Annotated in this window: 16 protein-coding genes and 1 pseudogene; 5 read left to right on the top strand and 12 right to left on the bottom strand. The window is 58.5% G+C overall.

Features of this window, described 5'->3' with window-relative positions; translation table 11 throughout:
* Positions 1-632 precede the first annotated feature (632 nt).
* The 7 genes from ACVINW_RS20455 to ACVINW_RS20425 form a co-directional block, all read right to left on the bottom strand.
* The gene (locus ACVINW_RS20455) at positions 633-1,964 is read right to left on the bottom strand and encodes a glutamine synthetase family protein (protein ID WP_456752949.1); all 1,332 of its coding nucleotides are present in this window, start codon (positions 1,962-1,964) and stop codon (positions 633-635) included.
* A complete protein-coding gene (locus ACVINW_RS20450) occupies positions 1,961-3,250 on the bottom strand; it encodes an ATP-grasp domain-containing protein (protein WP_456752948.1) in 1,290 nt (429 codons plus the stop codon). The genes ACVINW_RS20455 and ACVINW_RS20450 overlap by 4 nt, the downstream gene beginning before the upstream one ends.
* The gene (locus ACVINW_RS20445; RefSeq protein WP_456752947.1) at positions 3,247-4,116 is read right to left on the bottom strand and encodes an EamA family transporter; all 870 of its coding nucleotides are present in this window, start codon (positions 4,114-4,116) and stop codon (positions 3,247-3,249) included. The genes ACVINW_RS20450 and ACVINW_RS20445 overlap by 4 nt, the downstream gene beginning before the upstream one ends.
* Positions 4,117-4,278: 162 nt before the next feature.
* Positions 4,279-5,097: a gamma-glutamyl-gamma-aminobutyrate hydrolase family protein gene (locus ACVINW_RS20440; protein ID WP_456752946.1), complete on the bottom strand. Its 819-nt coding sequence runs from the start codon at positions 5,095-5,097 to the stop codon at positions 4,279-4,281.
* A complete protein-coding gene (gene rtxC / locus ACVINW_RS20435; RefSeq protein ID WP_456752945.1) occupies positions 5,094-6,152 on the bottom strand; it encodes a dhydrorhizobitoxine desaturase in 1,059 nt (352 codons plus the stop codon). Before rtxC ends, ACVINW_RS20440 begins: the two co-directional genes overlap by 4 nt.
* A gap of 31 nt (positions 6,153-6,183) precedes the next feature.
* Positions 6,184-8,763, bottom strand: a complete 2,580-nt coding sequence (locus tag ACVINW_RS20430) for a 2-aminoethylphosphonate--pyruvate transaminase (RefSeq protein ID WP_456756453.1) — start codon at positions 8,761-8,763, stop codon at positions 6,184-6,186.
* A gap of 1,337 nt (positions 8,764-10,100) precedes the next feature.
* Complete coding sequence (locus tag ACVINW_RS20425; RefSeq protein ID WP_456752944.1) at positions 10,101-11,114, bottom strand: hypothetical protein; 1,014 nt, start codon at positions 11,112-11,114, stop codon at positions 10,101-10,103.
* A gap of 927 nt (positions 11,115-12,041) precedes the next feature.
* Between ACVINW_RS20425 and ACVINW_RS20420 the strand changes: the two are divergent.
* A pseudogene (locus tag ACVINW_RS20420) lies at positions 12,042-12,462 on the top strand (transposase); the annotation flags it as partial.
* Here the strand turns inward: ACVINW_RS20420 and ACVINW_RS20415 are convergent.
* Entirely contained in the window at positions 12,445-12,765 is a 321-nt protein-coding gene (locus tag ACVINW_RS20415) for a DUF3551 domain-containing protein (RefSeq protein WP_456756452.1), read from the bottom strand. The pseudogene ACVINW_RS20420 and the gene ACVINW_RS20415 sit on opposite strands and share 18 nt — an antisense overlap.
* Before the next feature lie 167 nt (positions 12,766-12,932).
* Between ACVINW_RS20415 and ACVINW_RS20410 the strand changes: the two genes are divergently transcribed.
* From ACVINW_RS20410 to groL, 3 genes are all read left to right on the top strand, one after another.
* Positions 12,933-13,358, top strand: coding sequence for an Hsp20/alpha crystallin family protein (locus ACVINW_RS20410; protein ID WP_456752943.1), 426 nt, complete (start codon positions 12,933-12,935; stop codon positions 13,356-13,358).
* A gap of 53 nt (positions 13,359-13,411) precedes the next feature.
* A complete protein-coding gene (locus ACVINW_RS20405) occupies positions 13,412-13,810 on the top strand; it encodes an Hsp20/alpha crystallin family protein (RefSeq protein ID WP_456752942.1) in 399 nt (132 codons plus the stop codon).
* A gap of 87 nt (positions 13,811-13,897) precedes the next feature.
* The gene (groL, locus tag ACVINW_RS20400) at positions 13,898-15,535 is read left to right on the top strand and encodes a chaperonin GroEL (RefSeq protein ID WP_456752941.1); all 1,638 of its coding nucleotides are present in this window, start codon (positions 13,898-13,900) and stop codon (positions 15,533-15,535) included.
* 519 nt (positions 15,536-16,054) lie between these two features.
* Here groL and ACVINW_RS20395 read toward each other — a convergent pair.
* From ACVINW_RS20395 to ACVINW_RS20380, 4 genes are all read right to left on the bottom strand, one after another.
* Positions 16,055-18,016, bottom strand: coding sequence for a putative bifunctional diguanylate cyclase/phosphodiesterase (locus ACVINW_RS20395; RefSeq protein WP_456752940.1), 1,962 nt, complete (start codon positions 18,014-18,016; stop codon positions 16,055-16,057).
* Positions 18,017-18,732: 716 nt separating this feature from the next.
* On the bottom strand, positions 18,733-18,921 hold the full coding sequence (locus ACVINW_RS20390; RefSeq protein ID WP_456752939.1) for a hypothetical protein: 189 nt from the start codon (positions 18,919-18,921) through the stop codon (positions 18,733-18,735).
* Between the two features lie 12 nt (positions 18,922-18,933).
* Positions 18,934-19,905 carry a CobW family GTP-binding protein gene (locus ACVINW_RS20385; RefSeq protein WP_456752938.1) on the bottom strand — a complete coding sequence of 324 codons (972 nt, stop codon included), beginning with the start codon at positions 19,903-19,905 and terminating at the stop codon, positions 18,934-18,936.
* A 131-nt stretch (positions 19,906-20,036) separates the two neighbouring features.
* Entirely contained in the window at positions 20,037-20,276 is a 240-nt protein-coding gene (locus ACVINW_RS20380) for a hypothetical protein (protein WP_456752937.1), read from the bottom strand.
* A 126-nt stretch (positions 20,277-20,402) separates the two neighbouring features.
* On the opposite strand from ACVINW_RS20380, the gene ACVINW_RS20375 reads away from it, so the two are divergent.
* A complete protein-coding gene (locus ACVINW_RS20375) occupies positions 20,403-20,789 on the top strand; it encodes a hypothetical protein (protein ID WP_456752936.1) in 387 nt (128 codons plus the stop codon).
* The last annotated feature ends 25 nt before the right edge of the window (positions 20,790-20,814 follow it).

Raw genomic sequence — 20,814 nt, 5'->3', positions numbered from 1 at the left:
CGGGTTACTGACATACATGTCTGGAAGCTGTCCAAGCGGTCGCTGACCTCGCTGAAAGAGGGCACGTTTTTCTCATCGACCTATCCTTGTCTGGCACGCTGATTGCCCGCCGCACATGGCTTGCCTGCTCAATGACGCCCCAAGCCGCTTCGTCGCGCACCTCCGGCGGGCGGCATCTTCCCGCTGCCTGCACGCTTTGTTGGTCCCGTTCCTGGACCCGCGCTTCACGAGCTCATGCTTTACCCCTGAAAACGCTACGCACGTGACTGCGTGGCACGCATGTTGCTGGGAGGAGTCTGGACTTGGCTACTCATACGTTCGAGCCCCCGGAGACGGCCAAGCCTCCTCCCAGACTAGCGCGGGTGGTCCCCCAAGCCGCCCGCGCGCATTTTCCTTAGCCGCCGCCAAGGACGGACTTGCCGAGGGTGCAGCTCGGATGTGACGGAGTGAGATGAGCCTCATAGGCCACCAATACGATCCAGGTATCAGCTGATCCGTATCCCGCATGCGGTTACCACTTGCCGTAGATCATTCCATCCTGGCAATCACAGCTCACGCAGGTACGGCGCGATGCTCGACAGGCCTGCATCGCGACAAGTGGCGGCGGCAATCTTTATACTGTCACAGGGCTACTACACGATCTCGAAGTACCGTCGACGTTCGAATTCGGTAACCCGATGTTGAACCGCTTCCCATTCCCACCTGCGAGAGCAGGAGAACGCTTCAACGAACCTTTCTCCGAAGACATCATTGGCTGCCGGGGACTGCGCAAACCGATAGGTTGCCTCTGACAGGCTTTGAGGCAGTCTATCAGACGGGCAGACCTCCGCGCTCGCGTCACCGACGATCGAAGCCTGGAGCGCCGCATTCGTCTCGATACCCAATATGCCGGAACCGACGGCAGATGCGAGGGCAAGATATGGGTTCAGGTCCGCGCCGGGCAGCCTGTATTCGAGGCGATGCGCAGACGGCTCTCCCGGAATAACGCGTACCGCGCAGGAGCGGTTGTCAATTCCCCAACTCGAACAGATTGGCGCCCAGCTGCCAGGTACCAATCTCTTGTAGCTATTGAAGTTCGGCGCAGCCAGCACGCAGAAGTCATTCATGTATTTCAGTTGTCCCGCGATGAATTGCGCCATGAGCTTCGAGACGTTGTGAAGCGCCTCACGGTCGTAAAACGCATTCTGACCATCTGCGGACATCGAGATGTGAATATGGCCGGACTGGCCTGGCCAGTTCTCGGAGACTTTTGCCATGAATGTAGCTATCATGCCTCGGGTTTGCGCCCAGGCCTTTATCATCGACTTGAACATGATTGCTCGATCGGCAGCTTCCAGGGCATCACAATGATGAAGTGATGCTTCGATCACGCCAGGTCCCGTCTCGAAGTGCAGCCCGCTGAGAGGTATTCTTGATTTCTCGCAAAGTGCCAAGATCTCGCCGAACAGATCCTGGTGCGCGAGGGAACGCGCAATCGAGTAGCCGAACGGGCCCCGCGTGAACGGAGCCCATTCGCCAAACGGCTTGTCTTCGATCGTGTCGGCGTTCTCCTTGAACAGCATGAACTCAAACTCGAATCCGGCAGTGCAGTCGTACCCGTGGTCAGCAGCCCTTCGCAGGACCCTACGCAGAACACCGCGCGGACAGACGGTCTCATGCGTGCCCATAAACTCGGCGAGGTAGAGGTAGTGATCGCCGACATAGGATACTGAACGGCCGGTACTTGAGAGAATACGCAGATCGGCGTCTCCGAATGCCGACAGCGGCTTTTGCGTGAAATGCGCCGGAATGACCCGGTCGGAACAATCCCAGGCAAGCACCGCTTCGGAGAACTTGATGACCTTGTCCCCACCCGAGAGATTTTCTCGGAGAACGTGTTTGCCTCGAAGAATGCCATCGAAGTCACTCACGCCGACCATCGCCGCGGCGGCTGAATTCGCGCAACCTACCCGGCTGTCGGTCATTGGTTTGTTTCCTGCGCCACCAAATCGAACACCTGGTTCATCCGCATCGCGCGCAATTGCCGATAGTCATCCTCGAGTTGCATCAGGTCGTTATTCACGAGGTACACAATGCCTGGTGTCGATACCAGGTCGATCGTCGGAACCAATTCTTGACCGATCGGAACGAATGCGATGGCATCCGCGAAGCTCGGGAGCTTGCGGATTTCATCGAGTCCGGAATAACCGGTCACGACTCCGCCCATGTCGGAAATCAGCGAGACACACAGTGCATGAGCCTGCCGCTTGTAGACCCCGCGCCGCCTCATATACTCGGCGAAGCCTTTGGGATCCGCGTAGCGCCAAGCCGTGAGCGTCAAATGATTATGGCCCAAAGCCATCGTCCGGGCTTTCGCCGACATGGTTCCTTGCAGCCTCGCTCCGAAATCGACCAGAACCGGTCCCCGACCATCGACGATGATCTCGGCATGAGCGGGCCCGTCGGCGATCCGAAGCGCCCGCAATGCACGTACAAGGTAGTCGGATAACTCCTGAACGATTGGCTCCTTGCCACCCAACAACCGCTCGAGTGAGCAGATCGATGACGCGCCCTCGACGGGGACGGTGTCATAGGTCCAGGCCTCCGTGACGAAGGCATCTCCGTCGATCGAGACGGCATTTACGGTATATTGCTGGCCGTTTATCTTTTCCTGTGCGAGCGCCAGTTTATTGAACGCTCCGACCCGGTTCGTCTTCCCGACGATCGCAGTCACGGCGCGCTGAACATCCGCGTCCGTCGAGCAAAAGAACACGTCTTCCGTGCCTGTGCTGTTCAGCGGTTTGATCACGATCTCTTCGAAACTCTCCTCACGCTTCCAGCTTGTGATCTCTCCAGCATTGTCGGACACGATCTGCCTGATCGATCGCACGCCAGCTGAGGCCAACGCTTCGGACAAACGCGACTTGTCGCGCCGGGCGGCCGAAAGGGCGGTCCCATTTGAGGGTAGGCCCAGCCGCTCCGAGATCGCATCGGCGAGCTCAACTCCGGTCTCGCATCCCGCTATGACGAACTCCAGCTCCCTGCCATGGAGAGCCTTAAGGTGATATTCGACGATCTCCTCGAACCCCATGTGCTCGGGCGGACGAATGAACTCATCATACAGATCCGCATCGAAATGCGATTGGAAGATGGCTGGAATCCGTGCAGCCGACATCACATGCACTGTTCCAATCCCGTACCGCTTGAACTCTTCCGGCAGAAATCGGCCAGTCGAATATGCGTCGACGATTACACACTTCCGTTCGTTCATGCGGACCTCCGGTATTGCAAGCAGACGTTGCCGACGGCGACAGTCGTAATGAGAACATTTCCAACGAACGTATGTGGCGAGGGCACGATGCGAGAATCGAAATATTGAAACAGGAACGTGACGACAGGGGCGGTGGAGAGGACCATGTTGACCGTGAAGGGCTCCACGCGGCGAATGCCCTCCTGGATCAAGAGCAAAGGAACGATGATCGTGGATAGCCCAATCGTTGCGATCGCAAGCCAATGCCGTGAGATCTCGAGCGCGATGGAGGAATGGTCGACCAGTCCCAGCAGCACAAGGATCGTTCCGTAAAACCGATGCGCCAGCACTTGTCGACCGGAAAATCCGCGGTCAAACAGCAATTTGACGAGTATATTCGTCAGGGCGAGCGACAGGCCGGCCACCACTGCCAGGACGAGACCGAAGGACGACCGAGCTCCCCACGCCACCCCGGCGTTGCCGGTTACCGAGATCCAGATCATGTAACCACCGATCGCCGCGATCGTGACGCTCACGACGATATCGGATGCTGGAGGGACGCCCTGCCGCCTGATCAGCGCGTTTAACCACACCGTCGCGGCGGGCCCTAACGCCACCATGAACGCGACGACGATCGCTGGCTCGGCGTATTTCAGCCCGATAAACAACCCGATCCAGCTGATCGCGGTCACGATATTGAGCGATACAAAAACCAGGAGCGCCGACTTGGCGCCCCGTGCCGTTGCCCCCTCGTGACATGCCAGGAGATTGAATGTCAGGCACACCGCGGCAAAGGACACAAGGAGAGCGACGAACACATCTGCCTGCTGAAAATACGATGCCGCATAAACCTCGCCTGCCGCGCTCAGGACGACATAAAGCGCCACGAAGAGAACTCCCAGCGCGAAGCGCCCCGTCAATCGCCCGCCCTTCCCCTGCCGGCGGCGCGGCGCAGCGCGCCCCCCGAACCATGCTTGTGCATCGGTTCCCAGAGAGTCGTCCTTCGACCTGGGCGGACCGCGCTTGGTTTGAAACGTCACAATCAGCCTCTAGTGTTTCTTGGCGTGGCAATACGCAACGCACGCTTCTCCAAATGCCGCGAACAGCCGCCCGCTCAGGGGATCGGTTGAGACGTGCCATTCGGGGTGCCATTGCACGCCGATTTGCAGCGTCGGCGCGCCAACGACGGAAGCGGCTTCGACCAGGCCGTCAGGCGCCCACGCCTCCGGCCTCAGCGCGCTGGCAAGCGCCTCTATGCCTTGATTGTGCAGGGAGTTCACTTGCACTTCGGAGGCGCGCGCGATCGGAAAAAGCGCACCGTCGGAGCATACCCTCACGCTGTGCGCGGCATCGTACTGGCGGTCTCTTGGACGATCCGGCTTCTCGGCATGCATCAGAGCACTTCCCAGCCTCCATTCCGCCAGCGATGGATGGAGTGTGCCGCCGAAATAGACGTTAAGCTCCTGCAGCCCGCGGCAGATGCCCAAGATCGGCATTCCGAGCGCGATGGCCCTATCGATGGCTATCGCAGACAGCCTGTCCCGTGGGCGGTCGCGGATACCATCCTCAACATCCTGCTGATCGGCTGCTGGATGGGATGCAGGCGCTTTCAAGACGGCCGGATCAAGATTCGATTCATCTCCTGTCAAGACCAGGCCGTCGAGCGCGTTCATGATCGCCCGGGCAGCATCGCCCCGCGCATCTTCAGCGTCGATCGTCGGCAGTATGACGCACGCCACACCCGCGTGTTGAAGGAGAGCCTTGACGTATTTGCGCCGCAACCAGTCGCGATGCACGCCATCGACCAAAAGACGGTTCGAGGTGACGCCGACCACGGCGCGGGCCTTGTCTGACCGCTGCGATGTCACGCCATCTGCCCCTTTGCACGGCCATCGGCCACCGACTGCTCGTACAAGCGTCGATTTCGCTCCTTCAACTGGGTCATGACACTGGGTTGACCTTGCGGCCCCTTGACGAAGAGCCCTCCCCAGCTCGCGGCAACCTTTGCGTAACCCGGATCCTGCATCCGGATCTTCTGGGCTTTGTGCAAAAGCCAGAACGGGATGCCCGGCGACAAGTGGTGCTCGAGATGGTACTCGTCCAGGTTCTGTCCAAGGATGGCGCGCTCGAGGAAATTCCCTTTCCTGTTCCGGGTCAGATAGACGTTCTTCGTTTCGGTCTCGCACATCGGTGAGTGCTCGGCGAGTTCGACAAACCACCCGAGAACCTGAAACGTGGTGAGATAGGGCACGACCCAAAACAGGATCACGATATGGAGCAGCCCAAGAGTATATGATCCGGCCAGGATGCTGATCCAGAAGAGGTAGAAACCATACCTGTCGACAAGTATGCTCGAGCGGCTCTGGTCTTCGGGATCCGCGATCGAAAACCGATTGGTCCAGAGATACTTCAGATAGGCCAGCGTCGCGCCACCAAATATCGGCTTCCAGATGATGTTGAAGGCGTACCGCTCAGGGGGCTGGACGTCGTAGACACCATTGGCCATGAAGAACTTCAGGTCGGGATCCTTCTCCGGGTCGCCGAGATAGGGATGATGCAGATAGACGTGCGAGATTCGGTAGGCCCAGTGGCGCTGGAACAAGGGATAGGCAGCGAAAAGAATGCCGAGGACGTAGTTCCAGGTCGTGTTCTTCGCCAGCGTACGGTGAGCCGCATCATGAGCGATCGTCGTCAGACCTCGCTGGTAGGCGCCGATCAGAAGAACGGCGACCGGGTAGAGCCACCAGGAGACGCAGACCGTCGCGAGCGTGCAAGCGGCAATTACAGCGTAATCCTTGGCGATATAGGCGAGCCCGGTTATATTGTCGGGCCTCAGGTCGGAGAGTTGCTTATTGATCTCGCGGCTGAACTGAACAGCCTCATAACGGGACGACCTCAGTTTCCAAGCGTCTGCCTGATTCATGAGAACCTCTTCGTGATGGCCTTACAAGTTGTCAGATTGCGGAAAGCGCCCTGTCCAGATCGCGCACGATGTCGTCGACATCTTCAATGCCGACGCAAAGTCGGATTGAGCCGCCAAATATCCCGGCGGCCTCGCGCTTCTCCCGTGGAACGGTGGTGTGGGTCGTCGACACAGGATGCGTCACGAGCGTCCGGGCATCGCCGACATTCGAAACGTGATACATCAGGTCGACGTTCTGGATGAACTTGCGCCCGGCCTGCTCGTCCTCGACCTCGAACATGACCATCGCACCGTGCCCGTATGCGGGATTGAGCGTCTGGTCGACGGTTTCCTGATCGGCGCCTTCGAACAGCCCCGGGTAGACGACACGGCGTACTTTCGGATGCGCCTTAAGAACATCGGCCACGATCCTGGCATTCGCGCAGTGCTGCTTCATGCGAAGGGGCAGCGTTTCAAGACCCTGGATCAGCTGAAAGCTCGCAAAGGGGGCAATCGCCGCACCGGTATCGCGCAACCAGGTCATGCGAGCTTTCAGGAGAACCTCGCTTTTTCCGAGATCCTCGACATCTTGCAGCGCGTTGCGCCAGATGATTCCGCCATGCGCCTCGTCAGGACTGTTGAACAAGGGAAAGCGAGACGCTCCCCGGTAGCTGAACTTGCCGTTGTCAACGATCAGGCCGCCCAGCGTCGTGCCATGGCCGCATATGTATTTCGTTGCGGAGTACGTCGTAATCGCAGCACCGAGATCTGACGGCCGGCATACCAACGGCGTCGTAGTATTATCCACGACCAAAGGAACGCCGTGCTTTCGACCGATCTCGGCCAGCTGTTTGACCGGGAGCGGTATCAGACAGGGGTTTGAAATCACCTCTCCGAACAGGCAGATCGTACGATCATCGATGGCACGCTCGAAAGTCTCGGGCCGTCGAGGGTCTGCTGTCCTGACGCTGATACCAAGACGCTTCAGGGTGTTGTGGAGCAGGTTCCACGTATTGCCATAGAGATACGGCGAGGCGACGACATTGTCCCCCACTTCGCCGCTCGACAGATTGACGATGGCAAGGAAAGTCGCTGCTTGACCAGATGCGACGGCGAGCGAGTCGCGTCCCATATCGACCGCCGCATACCTTCTTTCCAGCGCGCGGGTCGTCGGATTGATGATCCTCGTATAGGTGAACCCATCAGCCTTGACGTTGTAGACGTCGGCAATGTGATTTAGATCGCCATCGAGTTCATAAGCCGTGTTTTGATAGATCGGCACCGCGACAGCTTTCGTCACCGGATCACGTCGGTAGCCCGCGTGCAGCACGGCGGTCTCGGTGGAATATGGAAGCTGCGCGGTCCTTGCGAACTGCGGTGATATCTCGACGCGGCGGCCGCACTCCTTCGCTTGTGCCGACCCGGCCGATGGAGCTGGGCCGGAGCGAAAGTATGTACGAAAGGCACAGCCCAATTGTTCGATCCAACTGGGGTGGATTTCGCCAATGCAACCGACCCGAAAACTCCGCGTCGCAACGTGCAGCTTCGAGTAGACGTAAAGGTTGTGGGCCGCAAGATGACGATATAGCCCATCAAATCCTGCCTGATCCACGATTCCGGATGGCGCACTGAAGGCGACGCAGACCGGAGACTGCAAGTCGGCGGACAGCAGCGGAGACACTATGCCTTCGAGTTCCTGGACGAGATCGTCTCTGACCTTCTCGTACCTGCGGCGCCTGGCATCAATGCCCTCGTCCTGCAGAATCTCCAAGGCCTTCGTTGTTGCCTGAACAATGTGGGTGGGCGGCGTCGATCGCCATTCACCTGTACGCTCGAGCGAGAGCCATTGATCTCTCACGTCGAGCACAAATGACCTTGGTTTTTGAACCGCATTTTCCAGCAGCCCGCGAGTCGCGATGACAAACGCCACTCCTGGCGGACCTTCGATGCACTTGTTGCTCGACGTCACCAGGACGTCCGGCCCACCCCTGCTCAGGTCAACGTCAATCGCGCCAACCGAACTCATGCCGTCGACGATCGTCCTGACACCACGCCGCCTCGCCTCCTCTATGATGGCGTCAAGCGGGTTGACTATACCGGTCGTCGTCTCGCAATGAACAAGACACAGGTGGGTAACACCGGGATTTCGGCTCAGATGCTCGGCAACCACCTGGGGGTCCAGGGGCTCGGTCGCTCGGTTGACAAGCTTGAGCGCCTCGACGCCCCACAGCTGCAGAATCTTGAAAATGCGCTCGCCATAGATGCCGTTTATGCAAACGAGCGGCTTGTCGTCCCTGGACACGAATGACGACAAAGCGGCTTCCATGGCAAAGGAGCCACCTCCCTGAATAGGGACCACCGAATAGCCCTCGGCATTTCCCAGCAGATTGAGCATCAGCCGCCTCATCCGGGCGGTCACCTCCTTGAACTCGCAATCGCGCGATGCGAGATCGAACTGCATCTGGCTCCTGACCGCTGGCGACAGCGACAGTGGACCAGGCGTCAGCAGTGAGCGCTGTCTTATCACACCATTCCCCCTAAACCGTGTTTCGTCGAAGATTCTGATAGCCCGATGACGCGACCTGACTCCGTTAGGCGCGAGATCCGTCGGCTCATCTGCCACAGCCGTCATGCACGCAACAATTCGAGCGCCCTCGCCAGCTTTCGCTGCAAACCAGGCATGTTGATCGATCGGCTTGCGCACGACCCATGTCCTTCAGACGAATGTTGACGCTCGAACAAAGGTGCACGTCGGAACCATCGCGCACGGACATAGATCCACGCATGACGCACCCTGTGTGTTCGTTTGCTGACGCGCCTGATCCTGCGTGAGCCTGATACTTTGGACAATCGCATACTGTCACCCGCTGTCGAATTCCGGACGCTGACGACCTTGGCCATCATTTTCAGATCGTACAACTTGACGTTAGGTGCGTTTCAACCCTCTTCCAAACTCTTCTCGTGTGAATTTTTCCTGACGTGCTCGCAAGCGTCCATTGGGAACGGCGACCGAAGGCTGGCCCCCGGTTGCAGAAATCAGCAGCAAGCCAGTTGAGAGGATCGTTTCCGATGTTGGGTCGCGTTGGACCGGCGCGGCACGAGAAGAGGAGCCCTCAGACTGAACTCTTGATCGTGATGGCAAGATCGATAGTTGGCCCGTTTCACCGGCAAGACTTCGTCCGGACCAACATCACCAACCCAATGACGCTGGAGCCGCGCCAGCACTCGAAACCGGAAGTAAGCCCTGCTGGCTGGAAGCTGACGCGCCATCGAAAGCATGTGTAAAAGGACTATGATCGGAAGCCGGCAGGCTGTGCGGCGCGATGCCAGACGAGCCGCCTGACCGGACAAACGCCGCTCAACGAACGCAATCCGCCTGCTGAACCTCCATGATCTCACCGGTGTCATCGAGGTTCTGGCCGCGGCCAACGTGGTTCGCACTCATCAGCGTGCGCTATTTGGCGGCCTATCCTGGTCACGACCAATTCGTCATCCAGCGACAAGAAGACGGCTTTCCGGAACCCACATGACGCTCGCCATCATCGATCGTCTCATCGGGCACGTCACCATTGTCGAGATGAACGTCGAGCGCTGTTGGTGACGGACCGCCCTCCAATGATCGCGCTCCCGGACGGCCGACAATGGGCGCGACATCGAAATTGTCGCTGATTGCCCAACATGGAGCGCGACAAGCATTGCGGGAATCACCGCCGCGCCGAGAGGCGGCCGGCTTCTCCGCTTGATGTAGCGGCGGATCGCGCAGACCCGCAAGGCCGCCTCCGCAATGCCGTCAATATGGTCCATAGCTGCGGCCTTCTACGGCTTCCGCCGCCTCATCTGGTTGCTGGCGCTCTTGTTGTGCCAGCTGCCCGCCCTATTCACCGCGCGAACCAGTTCATGCCAGGCTGAACCCACGTTTTTTTCAGGGACGATCGATTGGTGTACCAGTTGCGAGAGGTAGCCCTGTCGTCATAGTCCCTGTGCGACCAGCTCAAGCTGAAGCGCGGCCAGAACGCTGATGTCATTGCGGTGTTCGACGGCGTCCCCCGCCGCTCGCGCGGCCTGTACGAGGGCGACTTCTTTGCGTTCGGTTATTAATTTGTCGGATTCGATTTGGGCCAGCTGCTTTTCACGCTCATTCGCCGGGAGCGCGGCGGCATCGTCGCTGTTCGCATCGATCAGTTCGCTCACCTTTTCGACCAAAGTGTCACGAAGGAGCCAACAGAGCAGCCCAATCACGTCGGGAACTTGGCCAGACGCCCTGCCTACAACCCGTGTGCCCGCGCCGAGGACGACAGCCATCAGATCGTGCTCCTGCAGGGTGAACGGCCATTTGATATCACTCGCGTTGTCGTCAATCATAGCCGAGACAGATGGCGCCCCACGTTCCGCCAGTCGCGCGATGAACGCAGCAGCATCTCGCTTCTTCGCCTCACTGGGAAACGGCGCATTGCGAATCCGCTCGGCATCGGCTTCGAGCTCGCCAATTCGCAGTCGCAGGCGCCCGAGAGCCTGACTGATCGATTCGCCTCGCTCTAGAATATCCGCCAGCGCGATTGGTGAGACTGAGGCAAGACGCATGCCGGACGGCAGGCCGCTGCGCACCAGAAAGGCCCGGCAGCGGGATGCCAGGCTTTCGCAGTTCCGCATGCGTGCGGCGGCGGCCGCCTCCTGGGTGATAAGGCGACGTAATTTTTCAGCGAGGCTGGCGGCCCGCATGTCGAGGTCACGGATTTGCGCCGCCTCCTTGTCCGCACCGAGGCCTCCCGCAGTACGGGCCAATATCAGCTGTTGGCGGCGGGTCTCGACGCGATGAAGATCGGCACGAGCTGCACGCATCTCCTCCTCAAGCGGCAACCACGATGAGCGCGCATCCGCTGCGCGATGAATAATTGCCTCGAACCGTTGCCGTGCGCCCTCGTCGGGAAGCAGGTCGGCAAGGTTGATTTGAAAGTCACTCTTGAAGCCTATGTGGTCATTCACGTGTCGTCTCGCAGCGGTTGTGTCTCAGACACCCGGATTTTGCCGGCAATTCAACCGAACCGGTCCATGACCCGGATTGAGAACAAAGCAGAATGGAGCATGGGGGCCGTCGTTTTGACGCAAGGAGCTGCCCATCGAACGCCCTACTCGCTCCCGGGAGGCGATGCCGCGTGCCGGCTTAAATTCACCCACCTACCTTAACCTCAATTCTCGCTACATCAGTATTTCCCAAAAGGTGATATACCGCTGTGGCAACGAACCTCACTGTTTCACCAAGAGCGGAGTTATCAAGTGGAAATGCGCCGGCGGAGCAATTCCCGAGTCGTTACCGTGAGTGAACACGGTCGCAGCCCCGATGACCGCATCCGCTCGCTTTTGACCTCGATCAATGTGTTTAGATTGGCTTCGGACACTGAGGCCGTCGAAACCATAACAGGCTAGGTGAGCTAGCTGACGAGAAGCTGACACGCGGGGCATCGGTGCCGCCGCTCAGGAGAGCCATGCTATCGCGCTCGCGCCCGTCCGACTTTTTCGCGTGACAACAGGATCGCGGCCGCGACACCGAGAGTTCGATTGGCGCGTTGCGTGACATCTGATATCCAACCGTCCGCCTCGTCTTTGGCTCAAACGCACGAAGGATCCAAACCTCGTGGCGGAGGAGCGCGATCTTCTCACTTTATGTCTCGGCAATGGAGCACGTCATGGACGAGAGGTTGCAAATCGAAACGTTGGACTGCAGCCTGGCGGCGCTTCCGTATCTTGTTCGAAGGGTTCGCGTCCCGCGGCTTCAGCCGGACGACATCGTCATCCAGGAGAATCTCTGTGCTGTCCGAGGTCTGCCGTCCTGCGCACCTAATCAAATCGGCCGGCGCGAGCTCGCTAGTACCTGCCACCATACTCTCCGGACCTCACATCCGATCGAACTGCATCGGCAAATGCTACAAGCGGCACAGGACAGTCGAATTCTTGAAGTTTCTAAAAGAGATCGATGTCCAGGTCCCTGAAGGGCTCGATGTCCATATCGTGATGGACAACTACGCCACTCGCAAGACACCCAGGATCAAAGCGTGGCTCGCTCGCCGGCCGCACTATCATGTGCACTTCACACCAACTTCCGCGTCATGGATCAATCAGCTCGAGCGTTGGTTCGCTGAACTCAGCAGAAAGCAGATCCAGCGAGGTGTTCACACCTCCGTCAGGCAGCTCGAGGCCGACATCGGCACCTTCATCGACCTGCACAACAGAAACCCGAAGCTCTTCAAAAAAACCAAGTTAGCCGATCAGATTTTGGCTTCCGTCAAACGCTTCTGCCACAAAGACTCAACGGACTTTATGTGGCGAACTTTAGATTAACGTGACTAGGTCCTGATGGCTTCATGGTGGCGACCGCCGCACACCAACGAACGGCAGCTGGTACTATTGCCGATAATGGCGGGGTGTCACTTTCCGCTGCTCGCCAAATGCCGCGCGTGGGTTGAGCCCGCGTCACGCATCGCCCGGATGCGGACGCGAGGCACTGCGTGCGAGTCTGGTACATGCAATCGCCGGGATATCCGCTTCCCTGCACGCACCATGGAAAATCCGGAGCGCTCGCCGGAATAACAGTTACGTACCCGCGAGCCCAAATGCCAGAGCGGCAAACAACCCGCATCGACACGATTTTTGTATTTAAATCAAGCGCTTATGAAGCTTACGGCAAACGCTCGCGTCGGCTAGCACTCACCCCTTGACAGTGCCACTGGTCGTCCCAAATCAAAGCTTCGAGGGGCGACCATGATGCCTTCTCGCCCCCGTCCACAAGCACATGGGGTTGCAAACATGATCATGGAATTTGCTGATCCGTTCGACACACTTCTCGACCTACAACGCTCTCTCGAAGCGACCTTGGCCAGCGACTGGCTGCAAAACCTCACGACAAGTCGCGGACCATTCCCGCCGATTAACGTTTTCCAGCAAGGCGACGACATTCTGGCCATCATAGAGCTGCCGGGCGTCAGCAAGAGCGATCTTCAGATCGAGGCCAAGGAAAACACCATCCGCATCTTCGGAAAGAAGAAAGTCGACTATCCCGAGGAGGCAAGCCTGCATCGACGCGAGCGTGTCTCGGGCGAGTTCGATCGGACGCTCTCCGTCCCCGTGCAGATCGAGCCAGATGGCATCAAGGCCGAATATCGGGACGGCATTTTGGCGCTCTTCCTGCCGCGTGCGGAAAGCGACAAGCCACGCACCATCAAAATATCCTGACCGCAATCTGTCGCCACTGAGGCGCCGCGAAGCAGCTTTGAGGAGACGCAATCATGGCTTCTAAGAAGGAACTGCAGGTCACCCAAAAACGGGAGTTGGAGAAGAAGGAGGAGACCACCATCCCGGCGCGGATATTCGTGCCGAACGCGGACATCTATGAGACCAAGGATGGGCTCAACGTGGTCCTCGAAATGCCGGGGGTCGATAAGAGCAGCGTCGACGTTCGAGTGGAGGACGACGTACTCAAGATCGACGGAAAGCTCGACTTCTCCAAGTACCGGGGCCTACAGCCGCTGTACACGGAGTACAATGTCGGCCACTTTTCGCGAAGCTTCCGGCTTTTCGGCAAGATCGATCAGAGCAAGATCGCAGCCGAGCTCAAGGACGGCGTGCTGTCGCTCATGCTGCCGTTGGCAGAGAAAGCTAAGCCGCGAGCCATTCAGGTCAACTGAAGGAGCTTTGCCCGCCGGGTCGAGTGAAACGTTCACGACGCAGGCGCGCGCGCTGCGCGCTGGTAAACGCTTTTCGGAGAGATGATCATGAGCGCAAAGGAGGTACGATTCTCGACTGGCGCCCGAGACAAGATGCTGCGTGGCGTCGACATTATAGCCAATGCCGTCAAAGTAACGCTGGGACCAAAGGGTCGCAACGTTGTCCTTCAGAAGAGTTTTGGGGCGCCTCGTATCACCAAGGACGGCGTAACCGTTGCGAAGGAAATCGAGCTCGAGGACAAGTTCGAGAACATGGGAGCGCAGATGGTCCGCGAGGTCGCCTCGAAGACCTCCAATCAGGCTGGCGATGGCACGACTACTGCTACCGTTCTTGCACATGCAATTGTCCGCGAAGGCGCAAAGGCGGTCGCAGCGGGCATGAATCCCATGGATCTTAAGCGTGGCATTGATCTCGCGGTCGATGCCGTCGTCGATGAACTCAAGAAGAATACGAAGAAGCTTACGTCCAATGAGGAAATTGCGCAGATCGCGACGATCTCGGCCAATGGTGACAAGGAAATCGGACGCTTCCTGGCCGATGCAATGAAAAAGGTTGGCAACGAAGGCGTCATCACGGTCGAGGAGGCCAAGAGCCTCAATAGCGAGCTCGAAGTCGTCGAGGGCATGCAGTTCGACCGCGGCTACATCTCGCCCTATTTTGTCACCAACGCAGAAAAGATGCGGGTTGAGCTGGACGATCCATACATCTTCATCCATGAAAAGAAACTCTCGGCATTGCAGCCGATGCTGCCGCTGTTGGAAGCGGTCGTGCAGAGCGGCAAGCCCCTGCTTATGATCGCCGAAGACATAGAGGGTGAGGCGCTCGCCACGCTTGTCGTGAACAGGCTGCGAGCAGGATTAAAGGTTGCCGCTGTCAGGGCACCCGGGTTCGGTGATCGGCGCAAAGCAATGTTGCAGGACGTCGCGATCTTGACTGGCGGCAATTTCATTTCCGAGGAACTCGGCACGAAGCTTGAAAGCGTCACACTCGCCATGCTCGGACGCGCCAAGAAAGTCACGATCGACAAGGATAACACCACCATCGTCAGCGGCGCCGGCAAGAAGTCGGAGATCGAGGCGCGCATTAAACAGATCAGAACCGAAATCGAAGAGACCACTTCGGACTATGATCGGGAAAAGCTGCAGGAGCGGCTGGCGAAGCTTGCCGGCGGAGTTGCCGTCATTCGCGTCGGGGGTGCGACCGAGGTCGAGGTTAAGGAACGGAAGGACCGGGTCGACGACGCCATGCATGCGACGCGCGCAGCCGTCGAAGAAGGTATTCTTCCAGGCGGCGGAGTGGCGCTGCTGCGGGCTACGGCGGCGCTGGCGAAACTTAGGCCCGCAAACGACGATCAGCGACACGGCCTGGAAAGCGTCAAGCGGGCGCTCACCTGGCCGGCGCGGCAGATCGCGGAAAATGCGGGAGAAGACGGATCGATCGTGGTCGGAAAGGTGCTCGAGAGTAAGGACTATGCCTGGGGCTTCGACGCGCAGACAGCAGAATACGGTGACTTGTTCGCGAAAGGTATCATCGAGCCGACCAAGGTCGTAAGGTCTGCGCTGCAAGACGCAGCTTCGATCGCCGGACTGTTGATCACGACGGAGGCCATGGTCGCCGAAGCGTCCAAGAAGAAGGATGGACCCGACCAAACGGTCCCCCCCGGCGCAGGCGCGATGAACTTCTGAGGGCACATACGACGTGCCGGTGAAGGGCCGTCCACGCGGCCTACTTGCGCCGCGTGCCACGGGCGGCCCTTGCTACAGAAGGGTCATGGGAATCGTCTTCTGCCAATATCCTAACCGCTGGAACCGTGTTGGAATTGGTTCCAGGTTTGATGTCGCTAGGTTTCACACGCGGCGGCCACAAAACTTTCAGCGCTGGACTTTGCCTGCGCAGACACCGCGTTTCGGCAGATTAGTGCCGGCTCCGGTTTCGGAGGAACCCGAGTTCGCGAAAGAATACAGGGTGTCGACCATGTTGGAAAACCAAAGCACACACCTGCAATGACGAATGGACAGCGGCACGCTGCTGCGCATGACCCATAGCGGCCTGCCGAACGCCGAGCAGTGCGATTGCGACACTCTTGACGCGAAAGCAGGAACTGCTCAGCCGCCTGGAAGAAGTTCCGGGCTGGCCAGGCTTCTGTTCCACTTAGGATGCGGATGTTTACCACCATCGGAATTACGAAGGGGCTCCCCCGTCATTCAAGCGGCGGGTGTCGACCATCGCTTGTCTTGATCGAGCAGAGCGAAGATGTCGTCGGCCGCGACCGGCCGACCGATGAGGTATCCTTGCACTTCGTCGCAATTGACTTGTCGCAAATAGTCGAGCTGCTCGGCGGTTTCGACGCCTTCGGCGACCACCCCGATCCGAAGGTCCTGCGTCAGTGTGATGATTGATTTTACGATCGCCGCGCTTTCCGGTCGGCTCAACATGTCTCGTACGAAGGACTGATCGATCTTGATGCGAGTGTACGGCAGTTTCAGCAAATAGGTCAGTGACGAATATCCCGTCCCGAAATCGTCAAGTGCCACCGTCACTCCCAATTGTAGGAGTGAGTTCAGGATCGATGATGCCGGCGCGTACTTCGAGATCAGCATCGACTCGGTTATTTCGATTTCTAGACGGTGAGGAGCAACTCTGGCTTGTGAAAGGGCCTGCACGATTGTCTCAAGAATGCTGACGTTATGGAATTGAGCCGCCGAAAAATTCACGGCGATCCTGAGGTCCGACGGCCAGTTCGACAGCATTGCGCAGGCGCGTCGTACCACCCACTCACCGATTCCGTGGATCAGTCCGGTTTCTTCGGCGATTGGGATGAACTCGGTCGGGGAAATTACTCCACGGACGGGGTGGCGCCAGCGCAGCAAGGCCTCAAAGCCAGTGATTCGGTTCGCGTGAATATCAAAGAACGGTTGGTAGAGGAGGAACAGTTCATCTCTTTCGATCGCGAGCTCCAGATCCCGCTGCAACGCCCTGCGCTCGTGCGCTGATTTGTCGTCATTGATCTCAAAGAAGCAGATCGTTCCCGGCCCCGTTTGCTTGGCACGATAGAGCGCAATGTCGGCATTCCTCAGGAGCTCATGAGGCACGCCGCCGTCGCGCGGGGCCACTGCGATTCCGACGCTGGTCGCGCCCGCGATCTCGCATTTTTCGATGGCGAAAGGTTGGGCGAAGGCGCCGACGAACCGCTCGGCGACTTCGAAGGCATCCTCAACCTTGGTCAGATTGGTCATAACAAGCGCAAATTCATCGCCGCCGATGCGCGCAACAGTATCAGTCTGCCGTACGCATCGCTGGAGTCTCGCCGCAGTCTGCACGAGAAACTCATCGCCAGCGGGGTGGCCGAATTTGTCGTTCACTTCCTTGAAGCCATCGAGGTCGAGAAGAAGAACCGCGAACTCCTCGCCGGTGCGGGCGAGCCTGTTGAGGGCACCTTCGAGACACTCATTGAAGGCGAAACGGTTCGGCAGTTGGGTCAACGGATCCCGTCGCCCCCTCCTTTCAGCCTCCAGTTGAGCAATGCTGCGTCTGGTAAACTCGAATGAATTGGCGAAAACGCCGCGCAGGAGCACGAAGCCATAGGCCACGACCAGGATAGCGACGAGCAGATAGGTGAAATCGTCGTTTCTGCCGAGGCAAATTGCCGTACCCACAAAGATCGGAGCCGTGAACGCAACTGCCGCCACCGGAATCGTGGCGAAGGCGAATGCGCCACCTGCAAGCATTCCGGAGCAGAGACATGTTATGACGAGCTGCCCGCCATTGGAGGCGTTCGCGAAGAAAGCCACCGGCACAATTGCCCAGGCGGTTCCGAGAGCCAGCGCATTCCGTACCAACCGGTGCATGGCCTGGCGCGACACGAACTGGGGCTTCGTCATCAGTCGTGATGAACGCGCTTTCAGGCCTATCGATAGCGCGCCGCAGACGACAGTCGCCGCCCAGATCAGGGCAACGTTTCTGTCTGGCGAATGCCAAAGTGCAATTGCGAGCACGGTCGCATTGCAGGCGTTGGCCAGCATGATGCCCAGCGAATAGCCAAGCACGAGGGAGATCTGCTCGGCACGAATGTATCCTGCAACCGCTTCATCGGTGGCCGGCCCGCCAAATGCCGCCAAATCTCCGGCTAGGAGCTTCGAAAGCCAGGAGTTCAGATATGCCCTCATTCCGGGACCCGCAGGACTGGTTATAGTCGTTGGCACCAGCTCTGGAAGGTCGCGGCAAATCTTTGACAAAGAATAAACTCTTGATTGTACGAGCCGCCTGGCGACACCTCATGGCGCGCCGGAATCATTGTTGAGGCTTTGAACTGCTACAAATTGGCAGACAAACTCTGTTCGTTTCGTACAGACCTATTGCGCGCAAATTTGAGTTAACTCGCGCGCGGACAGCCTCAGCGCCAACGAGATAAAACGGCGGGGTGTGAGATCGAACGGGCTCGACGAAGGTGTGGCGACGGCGCATTCCGCAGTTGAGTCGCTTGCTCCGAGGACTTTCTCTCCTTACGTGGGCCTCACGGTTTCGCTTTCTTGCTGCACGGCACGCCAGCCAATAAAACGGCCGGTCCTTAGGTAGAGGCACAGTTTATCCTTTTTGTTCGATCGAGCCAGCCTTCCGTAGCGCCCTTTGTATCGCTAAGGCGGTCCGCGCAAACGATGGCCTGTTTTCGAGCCACCGCGCGGGCGGGACGCAGTGTCCTTGACGATCGCGAGCATGATGGCAGACCCTGGCGGAGTTGGGATGCGATCACGGTGGACTTCTCAGGTTGTACCGGAGCTGACAGTCCACTCGGTTTTCATTTTGGAGGCTATCCGTGAGCTAGAGTCGGTAAATCATGGACGAGGAAAATATGGCGGATCGAAGTGCTATGAGCGCCCTGTCATTAGAACGTTTCCTTTCGAGGAAGCGGGTTCTTCAGTCCGATTGCATCACCTATGCCGGCTCGGTCATGTGATCCCTCACCGACCGCATCGCTCGGTGGAAAGATGCTGTCATATATCGCGCGAGCTTCGCGAATGAGGCGAAGCCGCTCGAGCTCGGATTTCGGAACGAATCCTGCGATCTCGCCCACTTTCACTCCCCTTCAGGCGCAGCAAGCCTCAAAGCCTTGTCTGAGCAGGTCCTTTGGCAGGTCGCGCCCGATGAAAACGAGCCGTGTCTGGCGCGCCTCCTGGTCTTTCCAGGAACGCCGACTTCCGCCTTCAATGAGCATGTGCACACTCTGAACGACAAATTGCCGATCGTCATCCTCGATCGATGCGATGCCCTTCATGCGCAGGATGTCCGGACCAAAGCGCTGGGTGACATCTTGAATCCAGGACACGAACCTGCCGGGCTTCATCGGACGGTCGGCGACCAGGGACAGGCTGCTGATCCCGTCGTCGTGTTCGTGCTCGTGTTCTTCGGCGAGGAACCCGGGCTCGACTTCGAGGATGCGCTCGAGATTGAAAGCGTCTTGCCCCAGTATCTGGGCGAGATCGATACCACAGCGCTCCGTTCTGTGAATCTTCGCATATGGGTTGATGTTTCGGATACGACGTTCGACTATCGCGATCCCGTCCACATCGATAAGATCAACCTTGTTGATGAGAACGACGTCGGCGAACGCGAGTTGCTCCTGCGCCTCCGGCGCGCGGTCGATCTGTTCGAGGAGATGCCTGGCATCCGCGACGGTGATGATGGCGTCGAGCTTCGTCTTGCGGCGGACGTCCTCGTCGACATAGAACGTCTGCGCCACCGGCGCCGGATCTGCGAGCCCTGTCGTCTCGACGACAATGCCATCGAAGGCTCGGCTGCGCCGCATCAGCCCTGCGATGATCCGGATGAGGTCGCCGCGGACCGTGCAGCAAATACAACCGTTGTTCATTTCGAAAATCTCTTCGTCGGCGTCGACGATGAGATCGTTGTCGATACCGACCTCTCCGAACTCGTTGACGATCACGGCATACCGCTTGCCGTGCGCCTCGGAGAGAATGCGGTTGAGCAGCGTCGTTTTCCCGGAGCCGAGATAACCGGTCAGAACGGTGACGGGAAGCCGGGGTGCAGCATCGGGCATGAGGCCATTTTTCCTTTCACGCTTCGCGGCAGAACGCTCAGCAACGAGATGCGAAACGTCGCCACGAAATCGTATTGCAATGTTATAACATTACATGTACTGGAAGGAGACGCAAAGGGAAAGACCTTAGCTCAGCAGATGCGGGATAACCGTTCTGGAGGCCGACAGTAGACACGGGGATCGAACAGAACTTCGGCAGGATCAAGCGATGGATGCGCTCCGCCCAGAAGCGCACGATCGACGACATTTGCCGCCATATCGGCGGCCTCATCACTACCATCCAGTCCAACGAATGCAGCAACTACTTCGAAAACGCGGGACATACTTCTATCAAGACGTGAAACGCTCCAGGCGGCCGTCGAGACGATCATCAGCGCCCCGTTGAATAACTCAGGTATTCGCCGGACAGCTGGTCGATTTCGAATGCGAGGCCGATTTTCGTCCCTTTGATGTTACGACAAGCTTGGATAAGATTAGCTCGAGCGAGCGAAGGGCAATTGCTTTTCCAGATGCGCTGGTTTCGGAAACACATCAGGCGTAGTTCATGGCTTGCGCTGACAGCGCTTGTCATCAACCTTGTGCTGGCTTTTGGACACGTTCACGGTCTCAGCGCGAAGGCACCCGACCAGACCAGTGTTCTGGTTGCCGCGATAGCCGGCGCCGATGGTGGTCAGAATCGCCACCAACCGTCAGACAGCCGTCCGGACTATCTCTGTCCGATCTGCATGGCCACAGCGGTCATGGGCAACGGCGTAGCGCCAACTCCGCCAGCGCTGCACGTGAAATTTGCCGAGGCAATGATCGATCATCCGGTGGATCATTTCCGCTTCGTGCTGCAGCCGCCGCGGGCTGCGTTTGAATCACGCGGACCTCCGATTTCCTGACATCGCTGCTTCGATCCGCCGCTGG

Source organism: Bradyrhizobium sp. USDA 4461, from assembly GCF_054055655.1.
This window is presented reverse-complemented; position numbering and strand designations above follow the sequence as displayed.

What these genes read in the sequence shown, in the direction of transcription:
- ACVINW_RS20455 (WP_456752949.1), bottom strand. Translation starts at nt 1,964, where the DNA reads ATGACCGACAGCCGGGTAGGTTGCGCGAATTCAGCCGCCGCGGCGATG.
- ACVINW_RS20450 (WP_456752948.1), bottom strand. Translation starts at nt 3,250, where the DNA reads ATGAACGAACGGAAGTGTGTAATCGTCGACGCATATTCGACTGGCCGA.
- rtxC (WP_456752945.1), bottom strand. Translation starts at nt 6,152, where the DNA reads ATGAATCAGGCAGACGCTTGGAAACTGAGGTCGTCCCGTTATGAGGCT.
- ACVINW_RS20430 (WP_456756453.1), bottom strand. Translation starts at nt 8,763, where the DNA reads ATGACGGCTGTGGCAGATGAGCCGACGGATCTCGCGCCTAACGGAGTC.
- ACVINW_RS20415 (WP_456756452.1), bottom strand. Translation starts at nt 12,765, where the DNA reads ATGCGGGTTGTTTGCCGCTCTGGCATTTGGGCTCGCGGGTACGTAACT.
- ACVINW_RS20410 (WP_456752943.1), top strand. Translation starts at nt 12,933, where the DNA reads ATGATCATGGAATTTGCTGATCCGTTCGACACACTTCTCGACCTACAA.
- ACVINW_RS20405 (WP_456752942.1), top strand. Translation starts at nt 13,412, where the DNA reads ATGGCTTCTAAGAAGGAACTGCAGGTCACCCAAAAACGGGAGTTGGAG.
- groL (WP_456752941.1), top strand. Translation starts at nt 13,898, where the DNA reads ATGAGCGCAAAGGAGGTACGATTCTCGACTGGCGCCCGAGACAAGATG.
- ACVINW_RS20395 (WP_456752940.1), bottom strand. Translation starts at nt 18,016, where the DNA reads ATGAGGGCATATCTGAACTCCTGGCTTTCGAAGCTCCTAGCCGGAGAT.
- ACVINW_RS20385 (WP_456752938.1), bottom strand. Translation starts at nt 19,905, where the DNA reads ATGCCCGATGCTGCACCCCGGCTTCCCGTCACCGTTCTGACCGGTTAT.
- ACVINW_RS20380 (WP_456752937.1), bottom strand. Translation starts at nt 20,276, where the DNA reads ATGATCGTCTCGACGGCCGCCTGGAGCGTTTCACGTCTTGATAGAAGT.